The organism is Candidatus Latescibacter sp. IFSED24 (assembly GCF_058273205.1).
In genome coordinates, this window is sequence record NZ_CM177850.1 from 381,271 (window position 1) to 400,121 (window position 18,851).

Below are 18,851 nucleotides of genomic sequence, written 5' to 3' on the forward strand. Positions count from 1 at the left end.
AGGTTTTAAGTGAGTGAGGGGGGACCACCGTCGGCACGACCTGTTCCGGGGCGACATGACCATCCGGACGCGCCGTTACGACGAGGTCCAGGCCGGCGAGAGCAACGCCGGCCGGGACCTGATGGCCCGGGCACCGCTCGAACTCGCACTGCACGGGGTGACGGTGGTGGTGGAGCTGGCGGAATAGCGGGTGACAGGCGAAAGAGACCTGTCGACGTCGATACGGACGTACGCTACCAGGCAGCTTGTCCGCCACGCCCGGACCATGGTTCGATCCTCTCCAGCTCAACAGGACGGGCGGGCCATCCCCTCGGGGCAGTACATCATGCCCCTGGACACCGGAGCGGGGGAGACGTCGCTGAAGGGCATGCTGATCAGGTAGGAACGATCGGACGAGGCCAGGACCGGGGAGTCTCCCCGTCCATTCCCATGCCCGGATCTGGTGTCAGTATTTATTTTTAAAGCTAAATAATCGAATATTTAGCTTGACTGATCAATTCTCTTGATTTAAGTTGAGCCAAGAAGCTAAACAATCATCATTTGATTTTGGAGGCTAAAGCTGCTGATGCCGTCTCCAGGCTATATCGCCCTCATCGGTGATCTCGTCGCATCCCGCCAGATCGACGTGGCCGAGCGGCGCTCCATCCAGGAACGCCTGACCACGCATTTCACCGGTGTCCGGCCGGCCGGGACGGCCGGCGTCGCCACGGAGCCGCTGATCACCCTCGGCGACGAGTTCCAGGCGCTGTTCACGGCCGACCGTCCCGGTGCGCAGGCGATCATGACCCAGATCCAGACGCTCGTGGAACTGGCCCACCCGGCGGCCGTGCGCTTCGGCCTGGGCGTCGGCGAGCTCAGCACGGCGCTACAGCCACGCGCCCTGGGCATGGACGGGCCCTGTTTCCACCGGGCCCGCCGGGCCCTCGACCAGGCGCGCAACCTGGACCTGTCCTGCCAGATCATCTCGGGCGCGGAGACCCTGGATGCCCTCTGGGGCGGCCTGGCTTCGTATGCCCTGCGCGAGCGGATCGGCTGGACCGACCCGCAGCGCGAGGCCATCAGACTGTACGAGCAGCTAGGGGCCTGGAACAAGGTGGCCGACGCCTTGCAAGTCACCGGCGGTGCGGTGAGCCTGCGCCAGCGGGCTGCCGGGTGGCCTCTCTATCGCCACGCCTGGTCGGCCCTCGGATCTGGACTGGTGACGATCGTCAGCCAGGAGGGAGATCCGTCATGAATCCCTACATCACGTTGGTCGTGACGCTGCTGGGTGTGAACCTGGTTCGCCTGACGGGGCGTGGATTCCTGGTGGCCCAGGCCGCCATGGCCGGACTCGTCCTGGCCGCGGTCTTCGGCTGGGTTCCGGATGTCCAATGGCTCCCGCGGGTGGTGTCGGTGATCGTGACGGGGCTGGTCATCCTGGCCTGGCATCGCTGGTGCCTCGACGACCGGCGGCGCCGCCTGCTGCTGGGACTGCTCGTCTTCACGCTGGGCTGCGCGGGGCAGTTCGTCCTGCTGCCGGTGGCGCATCCCGACCTTGCCGCTGCCTGGATCTGGTTCAGCGCCTTCCTGCTGCTCGCCGAACCCAGCACCCGGCTGCTGGTCTGGGGCATGGGTCTGGTGGGCAAGCCGTCGACCACCAACCCCGAGGCCCTGGGCCGTGGCGAGGCCATCGGTGTCCTCGAGCGCTGGATCGTGCTCATCGTGCTGGTCAAGGGGGAGTACACGGCCATGGGCTTCATCCTGGCCGCCAAGGCGCTGGCCCGGCACAAGCGGTTCGAGACCGATCCCGAGTTCGCGGAATACTTCCTGGTGGGGACCCTGGCGAGCGTGCTCGTGGCCATCGCGGTGGCCGAAGCGATCCGCTGGCTCTGCCTCGCCTGACCGGTCACCGGCCCGTCGGCATGCGGGGCAGTCCTCCCCGGACTGCCCCGTCCCTCCATCCCCCGCCGACTACTGGACCAGCACCATCCTGCCTCCGCGCACCGCATCGCCGCTCTGCACGCGGAACACGTAGGTCCCCGACGGCACCGCCTGCCCCGTCTCATCCATCCCGTCCCAGGCTATGGCGTGCCGCCCGGCGACGCGCGCCTCGTTCGCCACCAGCTGCTTGACCAGACGACCCCGGAGGTCGTACACGCCGAGCGACACGTTACTGCCGCGCGCCAGCGTATAGGCGATGGTGGTCCGCGGGTTGAACGGGTTGGGATAGCACGGCTCGACGGTGAGCGCGGCCGACGCCAGCGGCTGGTCCGTGGGCACGTCCGGATCCTCGACCTCGGTGGGGCCGCCGGGCCAGAGCGTGAGCGCCGGGTCGCCGAGGTAGGCCAGGGCGATGTGGATCATGAGCCGCGCCTGCGAACCGGAGGCTGCCATTTCGGCCTGGTTGTGCAGGCAGGCCTGCCAGGCTCGGCCCAGCCGCGGGTCGCCGGTGGCGGCGAACGTGGCGAAGAGGTCTTCCTGATAGAGGTTCAGGATCGTGATGTAGGGCGGGAGCGTGTACCCGAAGCCGGCAACGAAGCCCCCGTCGGGGTTGGTGATGCCGCTGGCCAGTAGGCAGTCCTCGAGATCGAAGGCGGCGAGGCGGCCGTAGAGCATGACAGCCACGCTGTAATTGGGGGCATTGGCCAGGGCGGCGAACTCGTCGGCCAAGACGGTTCGATCGCCCAGGTCGATGGCATTGATATTGGCGTGGCTCGACACCAGGGTCAGGCCATGCTGCCCGGTGGCGAGCGCCGCCATGGCGGCGTCGCCGGTCAGAGGCAAGGCACCCTCGTAGGCGGTGTGGTTCTGGTAGTAGCTGGTGGTGGCGAACGGCTGCTCGTACGCCTCGATCTGCGCGCGCACCAGCTCGCAGTACTGGGCACCGTCGATGATGACCGGCTCGCCCGGCGACCAGGGGTATGGATACAGGACCGCGCCCAGGAACAAGGCCTGGTGGCGGTACGCTTCGGTCGACGTGTCGAAGGCCATGGTCTTGGCGACGAACGCGGTGGCCGAGGCCAGATCGCCCACGGGGGCCCGGCCCAGCGCCACCACGGGATCGATGTCCGGCTCGTCCTCTAGCTCGGCGTACAGGTCGTCGCCGTCGGCGTTCCAGTCGCCTTCGTAGCAGGCGAAGTAGAGGTCGGCGGGGAAGTCGTACTCGTCCAGGTTGCTGGTGTGGTGGCAGAACCGAACCGGGATGCGCTCGGCATTCCCGCCCAGCAGCACGAACTGCGTGCCCGACGCAGCGTGCCGCATCGCGAGGTAGGATCGCAGGGTGGCAGCGTCGTCCTCCAGGGGCTCGGTCTCCGCGAGCACGCTCTCGAGGGTGACGACCTCTACCTGATAGCCTTGGGCGGCGCGGAAATCTGCCAGGTCGCTGAATGCGGACGCCAGCTCCTCGGTGGTGACGATGAGGTAGTCGCAGTCGGGACGGTTGTCGGTCAGGGCCGTGGTCGGGAGCATGGCGAGGCCGCCGAAAAGCAGGGCGGCGATGATGGGCAACTGCGGACGGTAGCGATGGGCGGAATGCATGGTCGATCCCCTCTTTCTCCTGGGCCGTGCAGAATCATGCGACGGCAAAGCGACGACGTTCCGTGCATGCAGCATGTCGATCGACCAGGGGAGGGGTGGCGATGAATCGAGTATATCAACGAGGTCGGGTTACTGTCAAGGCTCCGGCAGATACACCACAGCCGGATACCCCACCCAGTGCGCCAGCGTGTTCGGCGCGGTGACCCCGAGCGCTGTCCCGGCCACCGCCAGCCGACCATCGCGCACGCTGTCGCCGTACCTCAACAGCGATCCCACCAGCGGCGGCTGGTTCATCGCCTCCTGCAGCCGCGTCGCCACCGTCAATCCGAACGGGATGGAGTAGAGGCCGCACCAGGTGATCCGGTAGGGATAATCGGGGTAGTCGGGGTGGGCGGGATCCCAGACCAGCCGCACGAAGCGGTCGACCCCGTCGTCGTCGAGCGGTCCGGCTAGGGTGGCCTCGGCCAGCGTCACGTCCTGCTGGCGGCCGGCCGCGTGTCCCGCCGCATCGCAGCCGAACGGCGCGTATCCGCCGCCGCCCCAGCCTTCGCAGCCGTAGTGCACGGCGTCGGCGGAGATGAGGATGCCCAGGTCGCGACCCGGCTGCCAGCCGCGGGCGCGGCAGACCACCGCCAGCGCCGTGGCCATCCGCTCGGCTGCTGCCCTAAGAGCCGGCGGTTCCATGCCCGACACCAGCACCGGCACGAACAGCGGCTCGTCCACCGCCGACCCCAGCCACGGCAGCAACGACTCGATGGAGTGCTCCACCGCGTGACGTTCGGGCGCCACGGCGGCCAGGTCGCCCAGCTCCCTTTCCAGGGTCGCGCGCAGCTCGGTGTCCACGGTCCACTGGCGACCGGCCACGCGCCACGCCTCGCTGTCGTCGAGGAGCACACGGTCGCGCACGCCCACCCGCCTGCAGGCGTGGCACACGCCGATGATCACCCAGCGCGGAGCCTGCAGGTAGGATAGCGTGTGGATCGCCGTGCGGCCGGCGTAGAGGTAATCGTCGTGCGGGAGGATGGCGGCCACGCAGGGGACAGGTGCAGGCCCGGCACCGGGAGGCAGGCCTTCGGCGGCCAGGCTCGCGGTCACCACGGCTTCCATGTCGGTCCAGTTCGTGGCGAAGCCCACCGTGTCCACCTGGGCGCGGATCCTGGCCGCCTCGGGTGCGGCGAGCGCCGCGGCGGCGCACACGAGGACGATGACGAGGACGATGGGAGCGGTGGGCTGGTGCTGCATGGCGACCTCCTGTACCTGGTTCCGGAGATCATGCCTCATCGGGAGGCCGCCGGGAAGTGCGGTCTGGACGTTGGGTGCGGAGATTGGTGGTGTTCAGCGAATCGGAGGATGAGAGGAGAACCAGATTCTTGCTAATACATTGCCATTGATTTGTTTACGATATCAGCTGCCCCCGGGGGTTGAAGGTGAATGAGTCTGGTCATTGTCCAGTGAGCAGCGTCCATCGCCACCTGGATAGGCATCCAGGGTCGATCCTGCTTCTGGCGAGGAGGATGGCACCAGGCGGGGAGGCGCACCGGTGGGACTCGCTCACCCCACCCCCACCGGATCGACGATGCACACCTTGTTGCGCCCGGCCTCCTTGGCGGCGTACAGCGCCTCGTCGGCCAGCTTCAGCATCTCGGCGGTGGAGGCCAGGGTCTCGTTGTAGCAAGCCACGCCCACCGAGACGGTGATCGACCCCTGGTAGCCGGGCACGTCGATGCGGTGCTGGGCCACGGCCTCGCGCAGGCGGTCGCCGAGCTCATAGGCCACGGCCATGTCGGCGTCGGGACAGATGGCCAGGAATTCCTCGCCACCGAAACGGCAGACCTCGTCGCTGGCGCGCAGGCAGTTCTTCATCACCTGGGCCGTCTCGCGCAAGACCACATCGCCGATGTCGTGGCCGTAGGTGTCGTTGACCTTCTTGAAATGATCGATGTCCAGGATCATGCAGAGCAGCGGGGCATCCTGCCGCTGGGCGCGTTGCCATTCCTTGGCCAGACGGTCCATGGCGTAGCGGCGGTTGGGCAGGCCGGTGAGCGCGTCGAAGAGCGCCATGTGCTTGAGTTTGCGGTTGGCCACGCTCAGGTCGGCGGCGATGCGGCGGATCTGGTCGCGGTCGTGCTCGGCTCGCTCCTGCAGACGGATCACCCGCTCGGCGGCGCGCAACCGCGCCAAAAGCACGGCCTTGTTGATGGGCTTGGGGACGTAGTCGTCGGCACCGTTCTCCAGCGCGGTGACCAGATCCTGCGACTGATCGTTGGCGGTCATCATGATCACGTAGACCCGGTTGATCTGCTCGCTGCGGCGCAGCGCGCGCACCAGTTCCAGACCATCCATGCGCGGCATCATCCAGTCCGAGACGATGAGTTGCGGATTCCACTGCAGCGCCACGCGCAGTGCGTCCTCGCCATCGCCCGCGGTCTTGATGTGGTGGCCGGTCTTCTTGATCATGGCCGAGACCAGCTTCTGGTCGAGCGGCGAGTCGTCGACAACCAGGATGCGCAGGTTCTCCTCGCCGGGCTCGGCGTTGCTGACCGCCTGATTGTCGGCGTCCGGCTGCGCGCTTGGCGAATCGGCGCTGGCGTTGGCGGCCTGCTGGTTCGCACGGGCGATCAGTTCCTCGAGGGCGGGCATCTCCTCGGTGATGATGTCGAGCACCTCGCCCATGTGGCGCCACTCGTCCACGGCCTGGTCGCAGGCAGCCAGCAATGTGGCCTCCTCCAGACCGAGGATACGACCGTGGGCCACCACGCCGGCGGTCAGGCCGGCGCGTTCGTCGTCGTTCACCACGCAGACGGTGGCCAGCTCCAGTGCCGTGCGCAGGATGGCGGACAGGTCGACCGTTCCCGGGGCGGCCTCGCGTTCGAGCGCGGCCACGGCCTGGCTGTATTCCGTGGGCAGTCCCCAGTTCTCGAAGAGCGCCTCGGTAACCTCGACGCTGTCCACCTCGAGGACCTCGCGCTCGCGCTCGCTCAGCGGCCGCTGGTCGCCGCCCATGCTGCTGGCGAGAACGCGTGCATATTCCTGGGGATGGACGCTGGCCAGGCAGAGCTGGCCGACCTGGCCGAGCAGGCCGCAGGTGAACGCCTCGTCGGCGGGAACCTTGCCGATGTGGGCGGTGAGGGTCTGGGCGGCCACGGCGGTGGCCAGCGAGTGCGACCAGAAGCGGTTGTAGTCGAAGGCGGGGCAGGGGCCGCTGCGGGCGCTGGCCAGGAGCGAGAAGCCCAGCGACAGACGGCGCACGGTGGCCATGCCCAGGCGCACCACGGCATCGCCCACGGTGCGCGACTCGCGACCGCCGCCGACGTTGGCGGCGTTGGCATACTTGAGGATCTGGCCGGCGAGGGCGGGGTCGAGCTCGAGGACGCGGGTCAGGTCATCGAGTGAGGTCTCGGCGTCGCGGGTCAGCTGCAGGATCTTCAGGGCCACCCCCGAGGGGGAGGGCAGACGGTCCGAGTTCAGGACCAGGTCCAGCGGTGTGGTTGGCGATACGGCCACGGTGACACTCCTGCTGGGCGAGCGGATGGGCGACATCCGCGTGCACGTCACCGGGGACGCACGGAACGGGCGAGTGCGAACTCGGTGCCCTTGTTCTATCGTCGCGGTGGGACCTGGGCTTGAGACCATTTCGTGAACGCCCACGGTCCGGATTCTGAAACACGCCTTACGCCAGCCTCGTAATGGCCACCATCCGCTGCGGATTCCGAGGAACCATCGCTTTCCCCTGGAGATGATCATGACCCCGACCCGCCTCTTGCCGTGCGCGATCCTGCTCGCCGTGATGCTCTTTCCGCTGACAGCCGGAGCCCAGGACAGTTCCCTCAGCTACCAGATGCCGCCCCAGGTCCTGGCCGACATGATCGACGCTGCGCCCACGCCGATGGTGGCGCTCAGCCCCGATCACCAGTGGCTGCTCCTGCTCGAACGGCCCGGATTGCCGCCGATCAGCGAGGTCGCCGCCCCCGAACTGCGCCTGGCCGGTCTGCGCATCAATCCGCGCACCAATGGCCCGAGCCGCGAACGACCCCTCGACGGCCTGACCTTCCAGCGGTTGCGCGACGGCAAGGAGGTTCCGGTGACGGGGCTGCCGGATGGTGCCCGGCTCACCGGGGTGAGCTGGTCGCCCGATGGCAAGCGCATCGCCTTCGTGGCCCAGATCGACGACCGGCTCAGCCTCTGGTCGGCCGAGCTGAAGAACGGGGAAGCCCGCCAGGTCACGCCGCCTGGACTCGCGCTCAACGCGGTCTACGGCCGGCCCTACGACTGGCTCATGGGCAGCAAGAGCTTCGTGGTGCGCGCCATCCCGGCCGATCGTGGTCCCGCGCCCGAGGAATCCTTCGTCCCGACCGGCCCGGTGGTGCAGGAGAACCTGGGCAAGAAGGCGCCGGCCCGGACCCTGCAGGACCTGCTCCAGAATCCCCACGACGAGGCGCTCTTCGACCACTACACCACCAGCCAGATCGCCGTGGTCGACCTGAAGGGCAAGGTGCGCACGCTCGGCGCCCCCGCCGTGGTCGCCGGCATGGATCCCTCGCCCGACGGCGAGTACCTGCTGGTCCAGGCACTGCAGCGGCCTTACAGCTACTCGCTGCAGCAGGACTCGTTCCCGCGACGGATCGAGGTCTGGGACCTGGAGGACGGCGACCTGGTCCACCTGGTGGCGGACCTGCCGCTGCAGGACCAGGTGCCCATCTCCTTCGGTTCGGTGCCCACGGGTCCGCGCTCGGTGGCCTGGCGAGACGACGCGCCCGCCGAGCTGGTCTGGACCGAGGCCCTCGACGGCGGCGACGGCGGCGCCGAGGCCGAACTGCGCGACCGCGTGGTCACCCTGGCGGCGCCGTTCGCCGGCGAGCCCCGCGAACTGATCACCCTGGCCCAGCGCTACGGTGGTGTCCAGTGGGGCGATGAGAACCTGGCCTTCGTGGTCTCGTGGTGGTGGAAGACCCGCAACCTGAAGGTCTGGCACGTCGTGCCCGGAGACCGCGACACAGCCCCGCGCCTCGTCCAGGACCGCTCGTTCCAGGACCGTTACGCCGACCCCGGCCAGCCGCTCACCGTGCGCAACCGGTGGGGCCGCCGTGTCATGCTGACCGCCGACGGCGGCCGCACCCTCTTCCTGAGCGGCGACGGCGCCAGCGACGAGGGCGACCGTCCGTTCCTCGATGCCTGGAACCTCGAGACCGACGAGACCACGCGCCTCTTCCGCTCCGAGGCGCCCTACTACGAGAACCCGGTCGACCTCCTCGACGCGGATGGCCGCCGGCTGCTGACCCGCCGCGAGTCGCAGACCGAACCCCCCAACTACTTCGTCCGCGACCTCGCCGGCGGCGATCTCCAGCAGAAGACCTTCTTCCCCGATCCCACCCCGCAGCTCACGGGCATCACCAAGGAGCTCGTCACCTACGAGCGTCAGGACGGCGTCCAGCTCACCGGCACGCTCTACCTGCCCGCCGGCTACGACAAGCAACGCGACGGCCCCCTGCCCGTCCTGATGTGGGCCTACCCCACCGAGTTCAAGAGCAAGCAGGACGCCGGCCAGGTCACCGACAGCCCCTACCGCTTCACCCGCGTGGGCTGGTGGTCGCCCATGCTCTTCCTGACCCGCGGCTACGCGGTCTTCGACGATCCCACCATGCCCATCATCGGCGAGGACGACACCGAGCCCAACGACACCTTCGTCGACCAGCTCGTGGCCAGCGCCCAGGCCGCGGTCGACGTGCTGGTGGAGCGCGGCGTGGGCGACCCGCAGCGCATGGCCATCGGCGGGCACAGCTACGGCGCCTTCATGACCGCCAACCTGCTGGCGCACAGCGACCTCTTCCGCGCGGGCCTGCCGCGTTCCGGCGCCTACAACCGCACGCTCACGCCCTTCGGCTTCCAGGCCGAGGAGCGTTCGCTCTGGGAGGCGCCCGAGGTCTACTTCACCATGTCGCCGTTCATGCACGCCGAGAAGATCGACGAGCCCATCCTCCTCGTGCACGGCGAGGCCGACAACAACGCCGGCACCTATCCCATGCAGAGCGAGCGCATGTACGGCGCGCTCAAGGGCCACGGCGCCACGGCGCGGCTGGTGATGCTGCCGCACGAGAGCCATGGCTATCGCGCGCGCGAGTCGGTGCTGCATCTGCTATGGGAGACCGACCGCTGGCTCGAGACCTATGTCAAGAACGCCGAGCCGCGGCAACTGGCCGACACGGGGGAAGAAGGCCCCTAGATCGCAACCACGGCGCCAACCGCGAGGCCCCGGCGAGCCGTGCGGCCAGCCGGGGCCTCCGGCGTGTCCGTCTACTTGGGCGGGTACTGGGCGATGATCTTGCCGACGACGGCCCGGATCGCCTCGGGCTCGCGGGTCCTGCCGTCGAGGATCTTGGTTCCCCAGCCGCGCCAGAAGACCTCGTTGTCGCTGGCGTCGACGAAGTCGATGACCAGGGTCCCCTCCTGGTACTGGCTCACGGTGATGTCGCGACCGTGCCAGTCGGAGTAGACACCGTACCCGTAATTGTACGTCTGCACGTTCACCCGATCCTCGACGTTGATGTGGACGGCCACCAGGAAGTCGGGGTCGGCGGTGTCCTCGGTGTAGGCGCGGCTCTCCAGTTCTGCGCGCAAGGCGTCGTGCAGGCGGTTCCAGACCAGGGGGTCGCCCGCGAAGCTGGCGGGGCGATCGAGAATCCGGAAGCTGCGGAACCGGTTGAAGTCGGTGTTCTCGTTCCAGTCGTGCTGGACGCTCAACGACGAGCAACCGCAGGCCAGCACGGCGAAGGCGAGGCCGGCGAGGACGAGGCTGTGACGGATCTTCACGGGTTCTCCTTCCAGTCGAGTGTGTCTTGTCTCATGGTACATGCGATCGCGGAAGCGGCCAAGCTCCGGCTGGTGGTAGTGGAAACCGGATGTGTTTACCCTGTCTTGGCCTCCGCTCGAGGGGCCGGTCCGACCATCCCGGTTGACGGGATCGGATAGGGGTGTCACGTGGGGTCGACCGCCTGGTCGGCGGGGCGGCGCGGCCGCTCGGAAAGGGATCGTGATGGAGTTTCCCCCCTGCATGAAGTGCGGCAACGGACTCATGGTGCCGCTTTCCGACTATGGCCGGGACGGCGCGGCCATCCGCTACAAGGCCTGGCTCTGCCACAATCCGGCCTGCGGGCACACCCTGCGCATCGATAATGGCGAGATCTCCATGGGGCGGCTGGAGCCCTAGTCGGCCGCCGCGTGCCGTCGCCGTCGCTGCAACCAGCGCAAGAGCGCCAGCAGCAGCGCCGTACTCGTGGCGAGCAGGAGCCATTCCCCGGTGCCGGTGGTCGTGTCGGCCATGGGGTCGCTGTCCCAAAGGATCAGGAGCGCCAGCGAGAGGGCGTTGTGCACCGCGTGGGCGGTCACGGCGGCGAGCAGCGAGCCGGTGAGATGGTAGAGCGCCGCCAGCAGGAGGCCCAGCGCCACCAGGCCGAAAAGGCTCCAGAGCTGCCAGTGGACGATGCCGAAGAAGAGCGCGGTCAGGACGGCGGCCCCGACCGGCCCCCACCAGCGGCGGGCGAGACGGAAGAGCAGGCCGCGGAAGATCAGCTCCTCGGCCAGCGGCGCGCCCACGATCACCGCGGCGAAGGCCAGGACGGTGGCGGGCGCCCCGTGCGGCAGGCTCTCGGCGAGGAACTCGAGGTACTCGGGCGTGGGGGGGCTGAGCCGGGCGGAGAGGCCGGCCAGCAGCGAGACCGGCGCCCAGGCCAGCAGGCCCGCCGCGGCCCCGGCGCCCAGCGGCACCAGGCCCGCGCGCAGTTCGAAGGCCCGCCACAGCGATTCGCCGTGCCACCAAGCCGCCAGGCCGCACGGCACGGCCACCGCCAGCAGCGCCGCCACGAGGACGGGGGCGAAGGCGTCCTGGGTCAGCTGGTAGATGACGGCCTGCCAGAAGAAGTCGGCGGCCAGGAGCAGCAGGGCGAACAGTGCCAGCTGCGTCGAGGTCCAGGCTTCCCATAGGCGGGGTCGGCGGGGCGGAGCAGGTGCGAGCGACACGCGATCCTCCTGTACGCGTCGAGACTCAGCCATTAATATCGCCTCCGGGACGCGGCGGCAAGAAAGGGGACACGCGTGCACGAGCGACCCATCCGGGCGGTCATCTTCGACCTCGACAACACGCTCACCGATTTCATCCAGGCCAAGGACGTCGCCATCCACGCGGCCATCGCGGCGATGATCGACGCCGGACTGGACATGTCCGCCGCCGAGGCGCACCGGCGCATCTACGACATCTACCTCCGCGAGGGCATCGAGTACCAGCGCGTCTTCAACAGCTTCCTGCAGGACGTGGCGGGCGAGGTGGAGGACCGCATCCTGGCCGCGGCGGTGATCGCCTATCGCCGCGCGCGGGACGGCTCGCTGGTGCTCTATCCCCACGCCAAGATGGTCCTCAACCGTCTGCTCCGGGATGGTTACCGGCTGGCCGTGGTCAGCGACGCACCGCGGTTCGAGGCCTGGCTGCGGCTCTGCCAGCTCGGCCTGCACCACACCTTCGACCGCGTCTTCACCTACGACGACACCGGCGCCCGCAAGCCCGATCCCCTGCCGTTCCAGATGGCGCTCGACGAGTTCGAGGTCCGCCCCGACCAGGCCGTCATGATCGGCGACTGGCCGACCCGCGACATCCGCGGCGCCAAGGATCTGGGACTGTACACGGTCTGGGCGCGCTATGGTGACAAGGCGCCGCCCTACAAGGATCCCGCGCTCACCGCGAGCGAGACCGCCGCCGGCCGGGAGGCCGATTTCATCGTGGACGATCTGGCCCAGCTCCTCGAGGTCCTGGACCGGCTCAACCGAGCGGAGAGCTGACCATGCGCGTTTGCAACGCCCGGCAGATGAGCGCCATCGACCGCGAGACCATCGCCGCCGGCACGCCCGGCCTGGAGCTCATGGAGCGCGCCGGCGCGGCGCTCTGCGACGCCCTCGACGCCGGCGGCTGGCTGGGCACGGACGCGCCGGTGGCCATCGTCTGCGGCAAGGGCAACAACGGCGGCGACGGCCTGGTCATGGCGCGGCTGTTGAGCGAGGCCGGCCTCCCGGTGCGCGTCCTGCTCCTGGCGCCGCGCGACGAGCTGTCGGCCGACGCGCGCGCCAATTACGATCGGCTGCCGCGTTCGGTGTCGGTGTTCGCCGCCGAACCGGGACGCTGGGCCGCGCGGGTGGCCGAGACCGCCGCGGGTGCCGGGCTCCTGGTCGACGCGGTGTTCGGCACCGGCATCGCGCCGCCGCTGCGCGCGCCCTACACCGAGGCCTGCGCCGCCATCAACGCCGCCGGGGTGCCGATCGTGGCGGTGGACATCCCCTCGGGGGTGTCGGGCGACGACGGCACGGCCGACCCCGACGCCGTGGCGGCCGACGCCACCATCACCATCGGCCTGCCCAAGCTGGGCCTGCTCCAGCCGCCGGGCCGCGACCACGTGGGCGTGCTCTCGGTGGTGGACATCGGCTTCGATCCTGCGGTCTGCGCCCGTCATGCGCCGGACTGGCACCTGGCCACCCTGGCCGACTATGCCGCCATGCTGCCCTCCCGCCCCACGGACACCCACAAGTACGCGGTGGGCTGCCTGCTGGTGCTGGCGGGGTCCCGCGCCTACGGCGGTGCGGCGCACCTCACCGGCCTGGGCGCGCTGCGTTCGGGCGTGGGCCTGGTGACCATGGCCGCACCACGCGAGCTGGAGACCGCGTTGCGCGTGGGCCTGCCCGAGGCCATCTTGCGACCGCTGGCCACCACCGATCAGGGCACGCTGGCGCCCCTGGCGGGTGCGGCCCTGGCCGACCTCCTGCACCGCCAGGGCGCGGTGGCCCTGGGGCCGGGCCTGGGCGCCGATCCGGAGACCGACCACTGGGTCTGCGACCTGGTGCAGGACCTCGACCGGCCGCTGGTCCTCGACGCCGACGGACTGTCGGCCTTCGGCCGCCTGAACCGCACGCCGCGCTTCGGCGGCGACCAGGTGGTGCTGACCCCGCACCCGGGCGAGCTGGCGCGGCTGACCGGCCTGGCCAGCGAGGAGATCGCCGCACGACGCCTCGAGCTGGTGCCCGAGCTGGCGGCGCGGTGGCGGGTGGTGCTGCTGCTGAAGGGGTCGCCCACGGTGATCGGCCTGCCCGATGGACGGCTGTTCTTCAATCCCGGCGGCGACGACGCCCTGGCGCGCGGCGGGTCGGGGGACGTGCTGACCGGACTGATCGGCGGGCTGCTGGCCCAGGGGTGTCCGGCGGCCGAGGCCGCGCTGCTGGGCGCGGTGGTCCACGGACTGGCCGGCGAGGTGGCCGCGCACGAGCACGGTCGGCGGGGCGTGTTGACGCGCGAGATCGCGGCCGCGGTGGCCACGGTCCTGGCGGGTCTGGACGGCGCCTGGCCGCAAGGGGACGACGCATGAGGATCCTGGGCATCGAGACCAGCTGCGACGACACATCGGTGGCGCTGTTCGACAGCGAGCAGGGCGTGGCCGAGAACCTGCTGTCGAGCCAGGTCGACCTCCACGACCAGTTCGGCGGCGTGGTGCCCGAGCTGGCCAGCCGCGCCCACCTGGTGAACCTGCTGCCGCTGGTGGACCACCTCCTGCGGCGCCAGGAGCTCCGGCCGCGCGACCTCGACGGCGTCGCCGTCACCAACGGCCCCGGCCTCATCGGCGCGCTCCTGGTGGGACTGAGCACGGCCAAGGCCCTGGCCCGCGCCGCGGATCTGCCGCTGGTGGGCGTACACCACCTCGAGGGGCACATCCTGGCCAATGCCCTGTCGGCCGAGCTGGTCCTGCCGGCGGTGGTGCTGGTGGTCTCGGGCGGACACACCGAGCTGATCCACGTGCCCGAGGTCGGCCGCTACGAGCGGCTGGGCGGCACCCTCGACGACGCCGCGGGCGAGGCGTTCGACAAGAGCGCCAAGCTGCTGGGTCTGCCCTATCCCGGCGGCCCGCACATCGACCGCCTCGCGGCCGCCGGTGACCCCGACCGCTTCGCCTTCCCCCGCCCGCTGGCCCGTGATCCGCGCCTGGTCTTCAGCTTCAGCGGCCTGAAGACCGCGGTCCGCCTGGCCATCGAGGAACTGCCGCGCCCGTTCCGCGACCAGGACGTGGCTGACCTCTGCCGCGGGGTCCAGGACGCCATCGTCGACATCCTCTGCCAGCGGCTCTTCCAGGCGGCGGCCGAGCGCCGGGTCGGGGCGGTATACCTGGCTGGTGGCGTGGCGGCCAACGGCGGCCTGCGCGCGGCGGTGGCCCGCGAGGCCGACCGGCGCGGTCTCCATTTCCTGCCGCCGGAGCGGGTATATTGCACCGACAACGCCGCCATGATCGCCTATGCCGGGTGGTGCCACATCGCCGCGGGTCGCCGGGATGGGCTCGATCTGGACAGCTTCGCCAGGGCCTCGCTTTCGTCCTGGCGTTGATCTGGCGTCTTCAATGGCGGTTTCCGGTACCGGCCCACGATTCCCCTGTTTCCACGTCCGCACCCCGGGATGCCTCATGGTGGCACGACCCTTGCCCTGAAACCCCATGGGCCGCCCTGTGCGGCCTCCAGGTGTCATTCTGCACTGTGGGGCGAGGACGTGGTGATGGTCGAAGCTACGAAAATCCTCATTGCGGACGATGAGCCGCATATCCGCCGTATTCTGCAGTTCCTGCTGGAGCAGGCGGGTTATCAGGTCGTCACCGCGGCCGACGGTCGGCAGGCGCTGGCGCTTCTGGCACAGGAATCGCCGGACCTGGTACTCCTGGACGTGATGATGCCACACCTGGACGGATTTGCCGTCCTGGAGCAGATGCGCCAGAACCGCGAGACCTCGCGCCTGCCGGTGATCATGCTCACCGCGCGCGGCGAGAGCACGGCCCGGATCAAGGGCCTCAAGAGCGGCGCCAACGACTACGTGGCCAAGCCCTTCGACCACGAGGAGCTGCTGGCCCGGGTGGCCAACATGCTCGAGACCTGCCAGGCCCAGCGCGAGGCCAACCCGCTGACCGGCCTGCCGGGAAACCTGGCCATCGAGCGCCAGGTCTATTGGCGGCTCAACGCCGGACTGCCCTTCGCCGCCATGTACCTCGACATCGACGGCTTCAAGGGCTTCAACGATTCGTACGGCTATGCCCGCGGCGACCGTGCCATCAGCTTCCTGGCGCACCTGCTCTGCGAGACCGTGGACGAGCTCGGCGCCGATGGCGATTTCGTGGGCCATGTCGGCGGCGACGACTTCGTCCTGATCTGCGGCAACGACCGTGCCGATCTCTTGGCCCAGACCGTGGTCGAGCGTTTCGACGCGGGCATGGCCGACCTGCACGACGCCGCGGATCTGGCCAACGGCTACCTGGAGACCAGGACCCGGACCGGAGAGGTGGCCCGGATCCCGCTGACATCCCTCACCGTGGCGCTGATCACCGATATCCAGGCCCGCTTCGCCCATCCGGCGGAGATGGCCGATGCCCTGTCCGAACTCAAGGGTCACGGCAAGCGTCAGGCCGGGTCGGTGGTGGTCAAGGAGCGCCGCCTGCCCGGACACGAGAACAAGCTGCAGATCCTCGATCAGACCAACGGCGATCCCCAGCCCTGAGCCCCCGGAGGACCATGAGCGACGGCCCCGGCAACCTCGACCCGCGCCACACCCTGGCGCACCGGATCCTCACCTCGGCGCGAAAGCGGCTCGAGGGCCGCTGGGACGCGCCTGCGGCCTGGCGGGTGCTCTGCGAGGAAGCGGTGTCCGTGTGGCGCTCCCGGCCCCAGGTCGGCTGGGCGCTGATCGTGCCCCGGAGCGAGCTGGGACCGGTGGCGCCGGAGACCGAGGATTGCGATCGCGCGGTGATCTGGACCGCCGACGGTCGCGTCATCTGGCGTGACCGACCGTCGGCCCCACAGACCTGGGCCGCCCTCGACGCCGCCGCCGACGGCCTGCTCGCCGGCAGCGGCGAATGCCCCCTGGCCACGGGTCCCGCCCTCACCGGCTGGCTGGCGCGTGGCGTGCCTGCGGGTCGCGGCCATGGCCTGGCGCTGGTGCTGGGGCTGTCCCGCCCCGTGGCCGACCCGGCGGTCGCCGACGAGCTGGCCGGCGAGCTGAGCGATGTTTCCGAACTCCTGACAGCCATGCTGGGCCAGCGCCGGCGCCTGTCCGACCTGGCCACCGAGGCCGCCACCGTGCGCTCGGAATGCGAAGCCCTCTCGCGGCTAGGCGAGCTGCGGGCCCGGCTGGCTGCGGTCACGGCCCACGAGCTGAAGACCCCGTTGACCTCGATCACCGCCTACGCCGAGGTGCTGGAACAGCAGTCCGGCGATCCCGATTTCGCTCATTCGGCCGAATTCCTGCGCGTGATCCGCAGCGAGGCCGACCGCCTCCTGCGGCTGGTGGACCGATTGCTCGACTCCTCCCGCCGCGGCCGCGGTCCGGCGCTCGCCGACCCGGCGCCGGTGGAGATCGGGCCACTGGTGGACGACGTCCTGCGGTCGCTGGCGCCCCAGGCCTCGAACCGCGACCTGCAGCTCGTCGGGCGGGTGTCCACCGATCTGCCCTGCATCGACGGCGATGGCGACCTGATACGCCAGGTGCTGGTGAACCTCCTGGGCAACGCGCTCAAGTTCACCCCGCCGGGCGGCCGCGTGGTGCTGGGAATCCGCGAGGACGCCTCCATGGTGCGTCTGGCCGTCAGCGACACCGGACCCGGCATCGCGCCGCACGAACTGCGCGCCATCTTCCAGAGCTTCTACCGGACCCGTGCCGCCGCGCAGACCGAGGGCGTGGGGCTGGGCCTGAGCATCGTCAAGGACATCGTGGCCCTGCACGGCGGTCATCTCGACGTGCACAGCCGTTTCGGTCGCGGCACCACCTTCTCGGTGCTGCTGCCCAAGGAGCAGCAACACCTGAGCGGCGACACCGCGCTGACGAATGGCGGCTTCGACCCCATCCTGCAACGACGCCTCGGCGCACACACCCTGCGCCTGGTGGCCGAACTGGCCGCGGCCCGCACCGTGGCGGTCCTGCTCCCCGCGGCGGACGGAGGCCTGGTGGTGACCGCCGCCATGGGGTTGCTCCCCGATACGGTGGGCCTGCTGGTTCCGTCCGGCCACTGGCTCGAGAACACGCTGGAGGGGCCGCCGGCCCTGGTGCCCGGCCCGACCATGCTGCCCGAGGCACTGTCCGTCCTGGCCGGCGAGCCCGGCCACACCATGCTCGCGCCCCTGAATCTGGGCGACGGGCAGCCGAAGGGCCTGATCCTCGTGGCCCGCCGCCTGACCGGCGGCGCGTTCGGCGCCGACGACCTCGGTCTCATGCGGGTCCTGGCCGACATCCTGGGCAAGGCCTGGAGCGCCACCCTCGACCCCGGCGTCGATCGCCGCGATCTGGAGACGGTCACCGAGGCGCTGGCGGCGCTGACCGGCCTGCGCCGCAGCGGCGTTCCCACGGCCGATCCGCTGGCGTTGCGCCTGCTGACGCGAACCGGCCGCCGGCTCGGCCTGTCATCTTACGAGATCCGTCTCCTGCAATACGCCGGCGCGCTGCACGACGCCGGCATGGTGGTCCTGGATCCCGACGTGATCCAGAAGCCCGAGCAGCTGGACCTGGACGAACGCGACCACATCGACCGCCATCCCCAGCGCAGCCTCGATCTGCTGGGCCCCCTGGTCCAGTTGCCCGAGCTGCAGGCCGTGATCCGTCACCACCACGAACGCGTCGACGGCCGCGGCTACCCCGAGGGACGGCGCGGCGAGGCCATCCCGCTGGGCGCGCGCATCCTGGCGGTGGTCGACGCCTTCTTCGCCATGATCCGGTCGCGACCCTGGCGCGAGGGTTTGTCGGTGGCGGCCGCGGTGGACGAGATCCAGCGCCACGCCGGCACCCAGTTCGACCAGCGGGTGGTGGTGTCGTTCCTCGGCGTCCTGCTCGAGGAGGGTCTGCTCTCGGGATCGGCGGAATCCGGCTCCCGCGGACAATGGACACCGGAGGTCAAGACTTGAACGAACGCATCCTGATCGTCGACGACGAGGCCCCGGTGGCCAAGCTGCTCGAGCAGGCGCTGCGCCACGAGGGGTACGACGTGGCTCGTGCCGAGGACGGCATGGAGGCCATGAACCGGCTCCATTCGTTCCGCCCCGACGTGGTGATCATGGACATCATGATGCCGCGGCTGGACGGGGTGCAGACCACCCGACTGCTGCGCAAGAACCGTTCGTACGCCGACACCGTGATCATCGCGTTGTCGGCGCGCACCGACCAGGCCGCCCGGGACGCCATGCGCGATGCCGGGGCGAACCTGTACATGCGCAAACCATTCACCATCTCGCGCCTGGTCGAACACGTGCGCGAACTCCTGGATACTAGGGCCAGGACAGGAAGCTGA

General features: G+C 69.7%; 16 protein-coding genes. 11 read left to right on the forward strand and 5 right to left on the reverse strand.

Features of this window, described 5'->3' with window-relative positions; translation table 11 throughout:
* Window positions 1–13 precede the first annotated feature (13 nt).
* The 3 genes from IFSED24_RS01490 to IFSED24_RS01500 all read left to right on the forward strand — a co-directional run bounded on the left by IFSED24_RS01490 (window position 14) and on the right by IFSED24_RS01500 (window position 1,881).
* Window positions 14–187: a hypothetical protein gene (locus IFSED24_RS01490; protein ID WP_491333461.1), complete on the forward strand. Its 174-nt coding sequence runs from the start codon at window positions 14–16 to the stop codon at window positions 185–187.
* 378 nt (window positions 188–565) lie between these two features.
* A complete protein-coding gene (locus tag IFSED24_RS01495; RefSeq protein ID WP_491333462.1) occupies window positions 566–1,234 on the forward strand; it encodes a SatD family protein in 669 nt (222 codons plus the stop codon).
* Complete coding sequence (locus IFSED24_RS01500; RefSeq protein ID WP_491333463.1) at window positions 1,231–1,881, forward strand: hypothetical protein; 651 nt, start codon at window positions 1,231–1,233, stop codon at window positions 1,879–1,881. Before IFSED24_RS01495 ends, IFSED24_RS01500 begins: the two co-directional genes overlap by 4 nt.
* A 69-nt stretch (window positions 1,882–1,950) precedes the next feature.
* Here IFSED24_RS01500 and IFSED24_RS01505 read toward each other — a convergent pair whose 3' ends face one another.
* The 3 genes from IFSED24_RS01505 to IFSED24_RS01515 form a co-directional block, all read right to left on the reverse strand.
* Window positions 1,951–3,516: a C25 family cysteine peptidase gene (locus IFSED24_RS01505; protein WP_491333464.1), complete on the reverse strand. Its 1,566-nt coding sequence runs from the start codon at window positions 3,514–3,516 to the stop codon at window positions 1,951–1,953.
* A 135-nt stretch (window positions 3,517–3,651) separates the two neighbouring features.
* Complete coding sequence (gene amrB, locus IFSED24_RS01510) at window positions 3,652–4,758, reverse strand: AmmeMemoRadiSam system protein B (RefSeq protein WP_491333465.1); 1,107 nt, start codon at window positions 4,756–4,758, stop codon at window positions 3,652–3,654.
* Between the two features lie 309 nt (window positions 4,759–5,067).
* On the reverse strand, window positions 5,068–7,020 hold the full coding sequence (locus IFSED24_RS01515) for a GGDEF domain-containing response regulator (protein WP_491333466.1): 1,953 nt from the start codon (window positions 7,018–7,020) through the stop codon (window positions 5,068–5,070).
* A 238-nt stretch (window positions 7,021–7,258) separates the two neighbouring features.
* Here IFSED24_RS01515 and IFSED24_RS01520 point away from each other — a divergent pair, with 238 nt between their 5' ends.
* Window positions 7,259–9,736 (forward strand): S9 family peptidase, encoded by a 2,478-nt coding sequence (locus IFSED24_RS01520; RefSeq protein WP_491333467.1) that lies wholly within the window; start codon window positions 7,259–7,261, stop codon window positions 9,734–9,736.
* A gap of 71 nt (window positions 9,737–9,807) precedes the next feature.
* Here IFSED24_RS01520 and IFSED24_RS01525 read toward each other — a convergent pair whose 3' ends face one another.
* On the reverse strand, window positions 9,808–10,323 hold the full coding sequence (locus IFSED24_RS01525) for a DUF4136 domain-containing protein (protein WP_491333468.1): 516 nt from the start codon (window positions 10,321–10,323) through the stop codon (window positions 9,808–9,810).
* A 220-nt stretch (window positions 10,324–10,543) separates the two neighbouring features.
* Between IFSED24_RS01525 and IFSED24_RS01530 the strand changes: the two genes are divergently transcribed.
* The gene (locus IFSED24_RS01530) at window positions 10,544–10,720 is read left to right on the forward strand and encodes a hypothetical protein (protein WP_491333469.1); all 177 of its coding nucleotides are present in this window, start codon (window positions 10,544–10,546) and stop codon (window positions 10,718–10,720) included.
* On the opposite strand, the gene IFSED24_RS01535 is transcribed toward IFSED24_RS01530, so the two are convergent.
* Window positions 10,717–11,529 (reverse strand): CPBP family intramembrane glutamic endopeptidase, encoded by an 813-nt coding sequence (locus IFSED24_RS01535; protein ID WP_491333470.1) that lies wholly within the window; start codon window positions 11,527–11,529, stop codon window positions 10,717–10,719. The two genes, IFSED24_RS01530 and IFSED24_RS01535, sit on opposite strands and share 4 nt — an antisense overlap.
* Window positions 11,530–11,604: 75 nt before the next feature.
* On the opposite strand from IFSED24_RS01535, the gene IFSED24_RS01540 reads away from it, so the two are divergent.
* From IFSED24_RS01540 to IFSED24_RS01565, 6 genes are all read left to right on the forward strand, one after another.
* On the forward strand, window positions 11,605–12,342 hold the full coding sequence (locus IFSED24_RS01540; RefSeq protein ID WP_491333471.1) for an HAD-IA family hydrolase: 738 nt from the start codon (window positions 11,605–11,607) through the stop codon (window positions 12,340–12,342).
* A gap of 2 nt (window positions 12,343–12,344) precedes the next feature.
* Entirely contained in the window at window positions 12,345–13,913 is a 1,569-nt protein-coding gene (locus tag IFSED24_RS01545; protein ID WP_491333472.1) for an NAD(P)H-hydrate dehydratase, read from the forward strand.
* Window positions 13,910–14,920, forward strand: coding sequence for a tRNA (adenosine(37)-N6)-threonylcarbamoyltransferase complex transferase subunit TsaD (gene tsaD, locus IFSED24_RS01550; protein WP_491333473.1), 1,011 nt, complete (start codon window positions 13,910–13,912; stop codon window positions 14,918–14,920). Before IFSED24_RS01545 ends, tsaD begins: the two co-directional genes overlap by 4 nt.
* Window positions 14,921–15,085: 165 nt before the next feature.
* On the forward strand, window positions 15,086–16,075 hold the full coding sequence (locus tag IFSED24_RS01555; protein WP_491333474.1) for a GGDEF domain-containing response regulator: 990 nt from the start codon (window positions 15,086–15,088) through the stop codon (window positions 16,073–16,075).
* Window positions 16,076–16,089: 14 nt separating this feature from the next.
* Complete coding sequence (locus IFSED24_RS01560) at window positions 16,090–18,468, forward strand: HD domain-containing phosphohydrolase (protein ID WP_491333475.1); 2,379 nt, start codon at window positions 16,090–16,092, stop codon at window positions 18,466–18,468.
* The gene (locus IFSED24_RS01565; protein WP_491333476.1) at window positions 18,465–18,851 is read left to right on the forward strand and encodes a response regulator; all 387 of its coding nucleotides are present in this window, start codon (window positions 18,465–18,467) and stop codon (window positions 18,849–18,851) included. Before IFSED24_RS01560 ends, IFSED24_RS01565 begins: the two co-directional genes overlap by 4 nt.

Coding starts and splice junctions, on each gene's coding strand:
- tsaD (WP_491333473.1), top strand. CDS start 13,910: ATGAGGATCCTGGGCATCGAGACCAGCTGCGACGACACATCGGTGGCG.
- IFSED24_RS01495 (WP_491333462.1), top strand. CDS start 566: ATGCCGTCTCCAGGCTATATCGCCCTCATCGGTGATCTCGTCGCATCC.
- IFSED24_RS01545 (WP_491333472.1), top strand. CDS start 12,345: ATGCGCGTTTGCAACGCCCGGCAGATGAGCGCCATCGACCGCGAGACC.
- IFSED24_RS01560 (WP_491333475.1), top strand. CDS start 16,090: ATGAGCGACGGCCCCGGCAACCTCGACCCGCGCCACACCCTGGCGCAC.
- IFSED24_RS01555 (WP_491333474.1), top strand. CDS start 15,086: ATGGTCGAAGCTACGAAAATCCTCATTGCGGACGATGAGCCGCATATC.
- IFSED24_RS01500 (WP_491333463.1), top strand. CDS start 1,231: ATGAATCCCTACATCACGTTGGTCGTGACGCTGCTGGGTGTGAACCTG.
- IFSED24_RS01520 (WP_491333467.1), top strand. CDS start 7,259: ATGACCCCGACCCGCCTCTTGCCGTGCGCGATCCTGCTCGCCGTGATG.
- IFSED24_RS01505 (WP_491333464.1), bottom strand. CDS start 3,516: ATGCATTCCGCCCATCGCTACCGTCCGCAGTTGCCCATCATCGCCGCC.
- amrB (WP_491333465.1), bottom strand. CDS start 4,758: ATGCAGCACCAGCCCACCGCTCCCATCGTCCTCGTCATCGTCCTCGTG.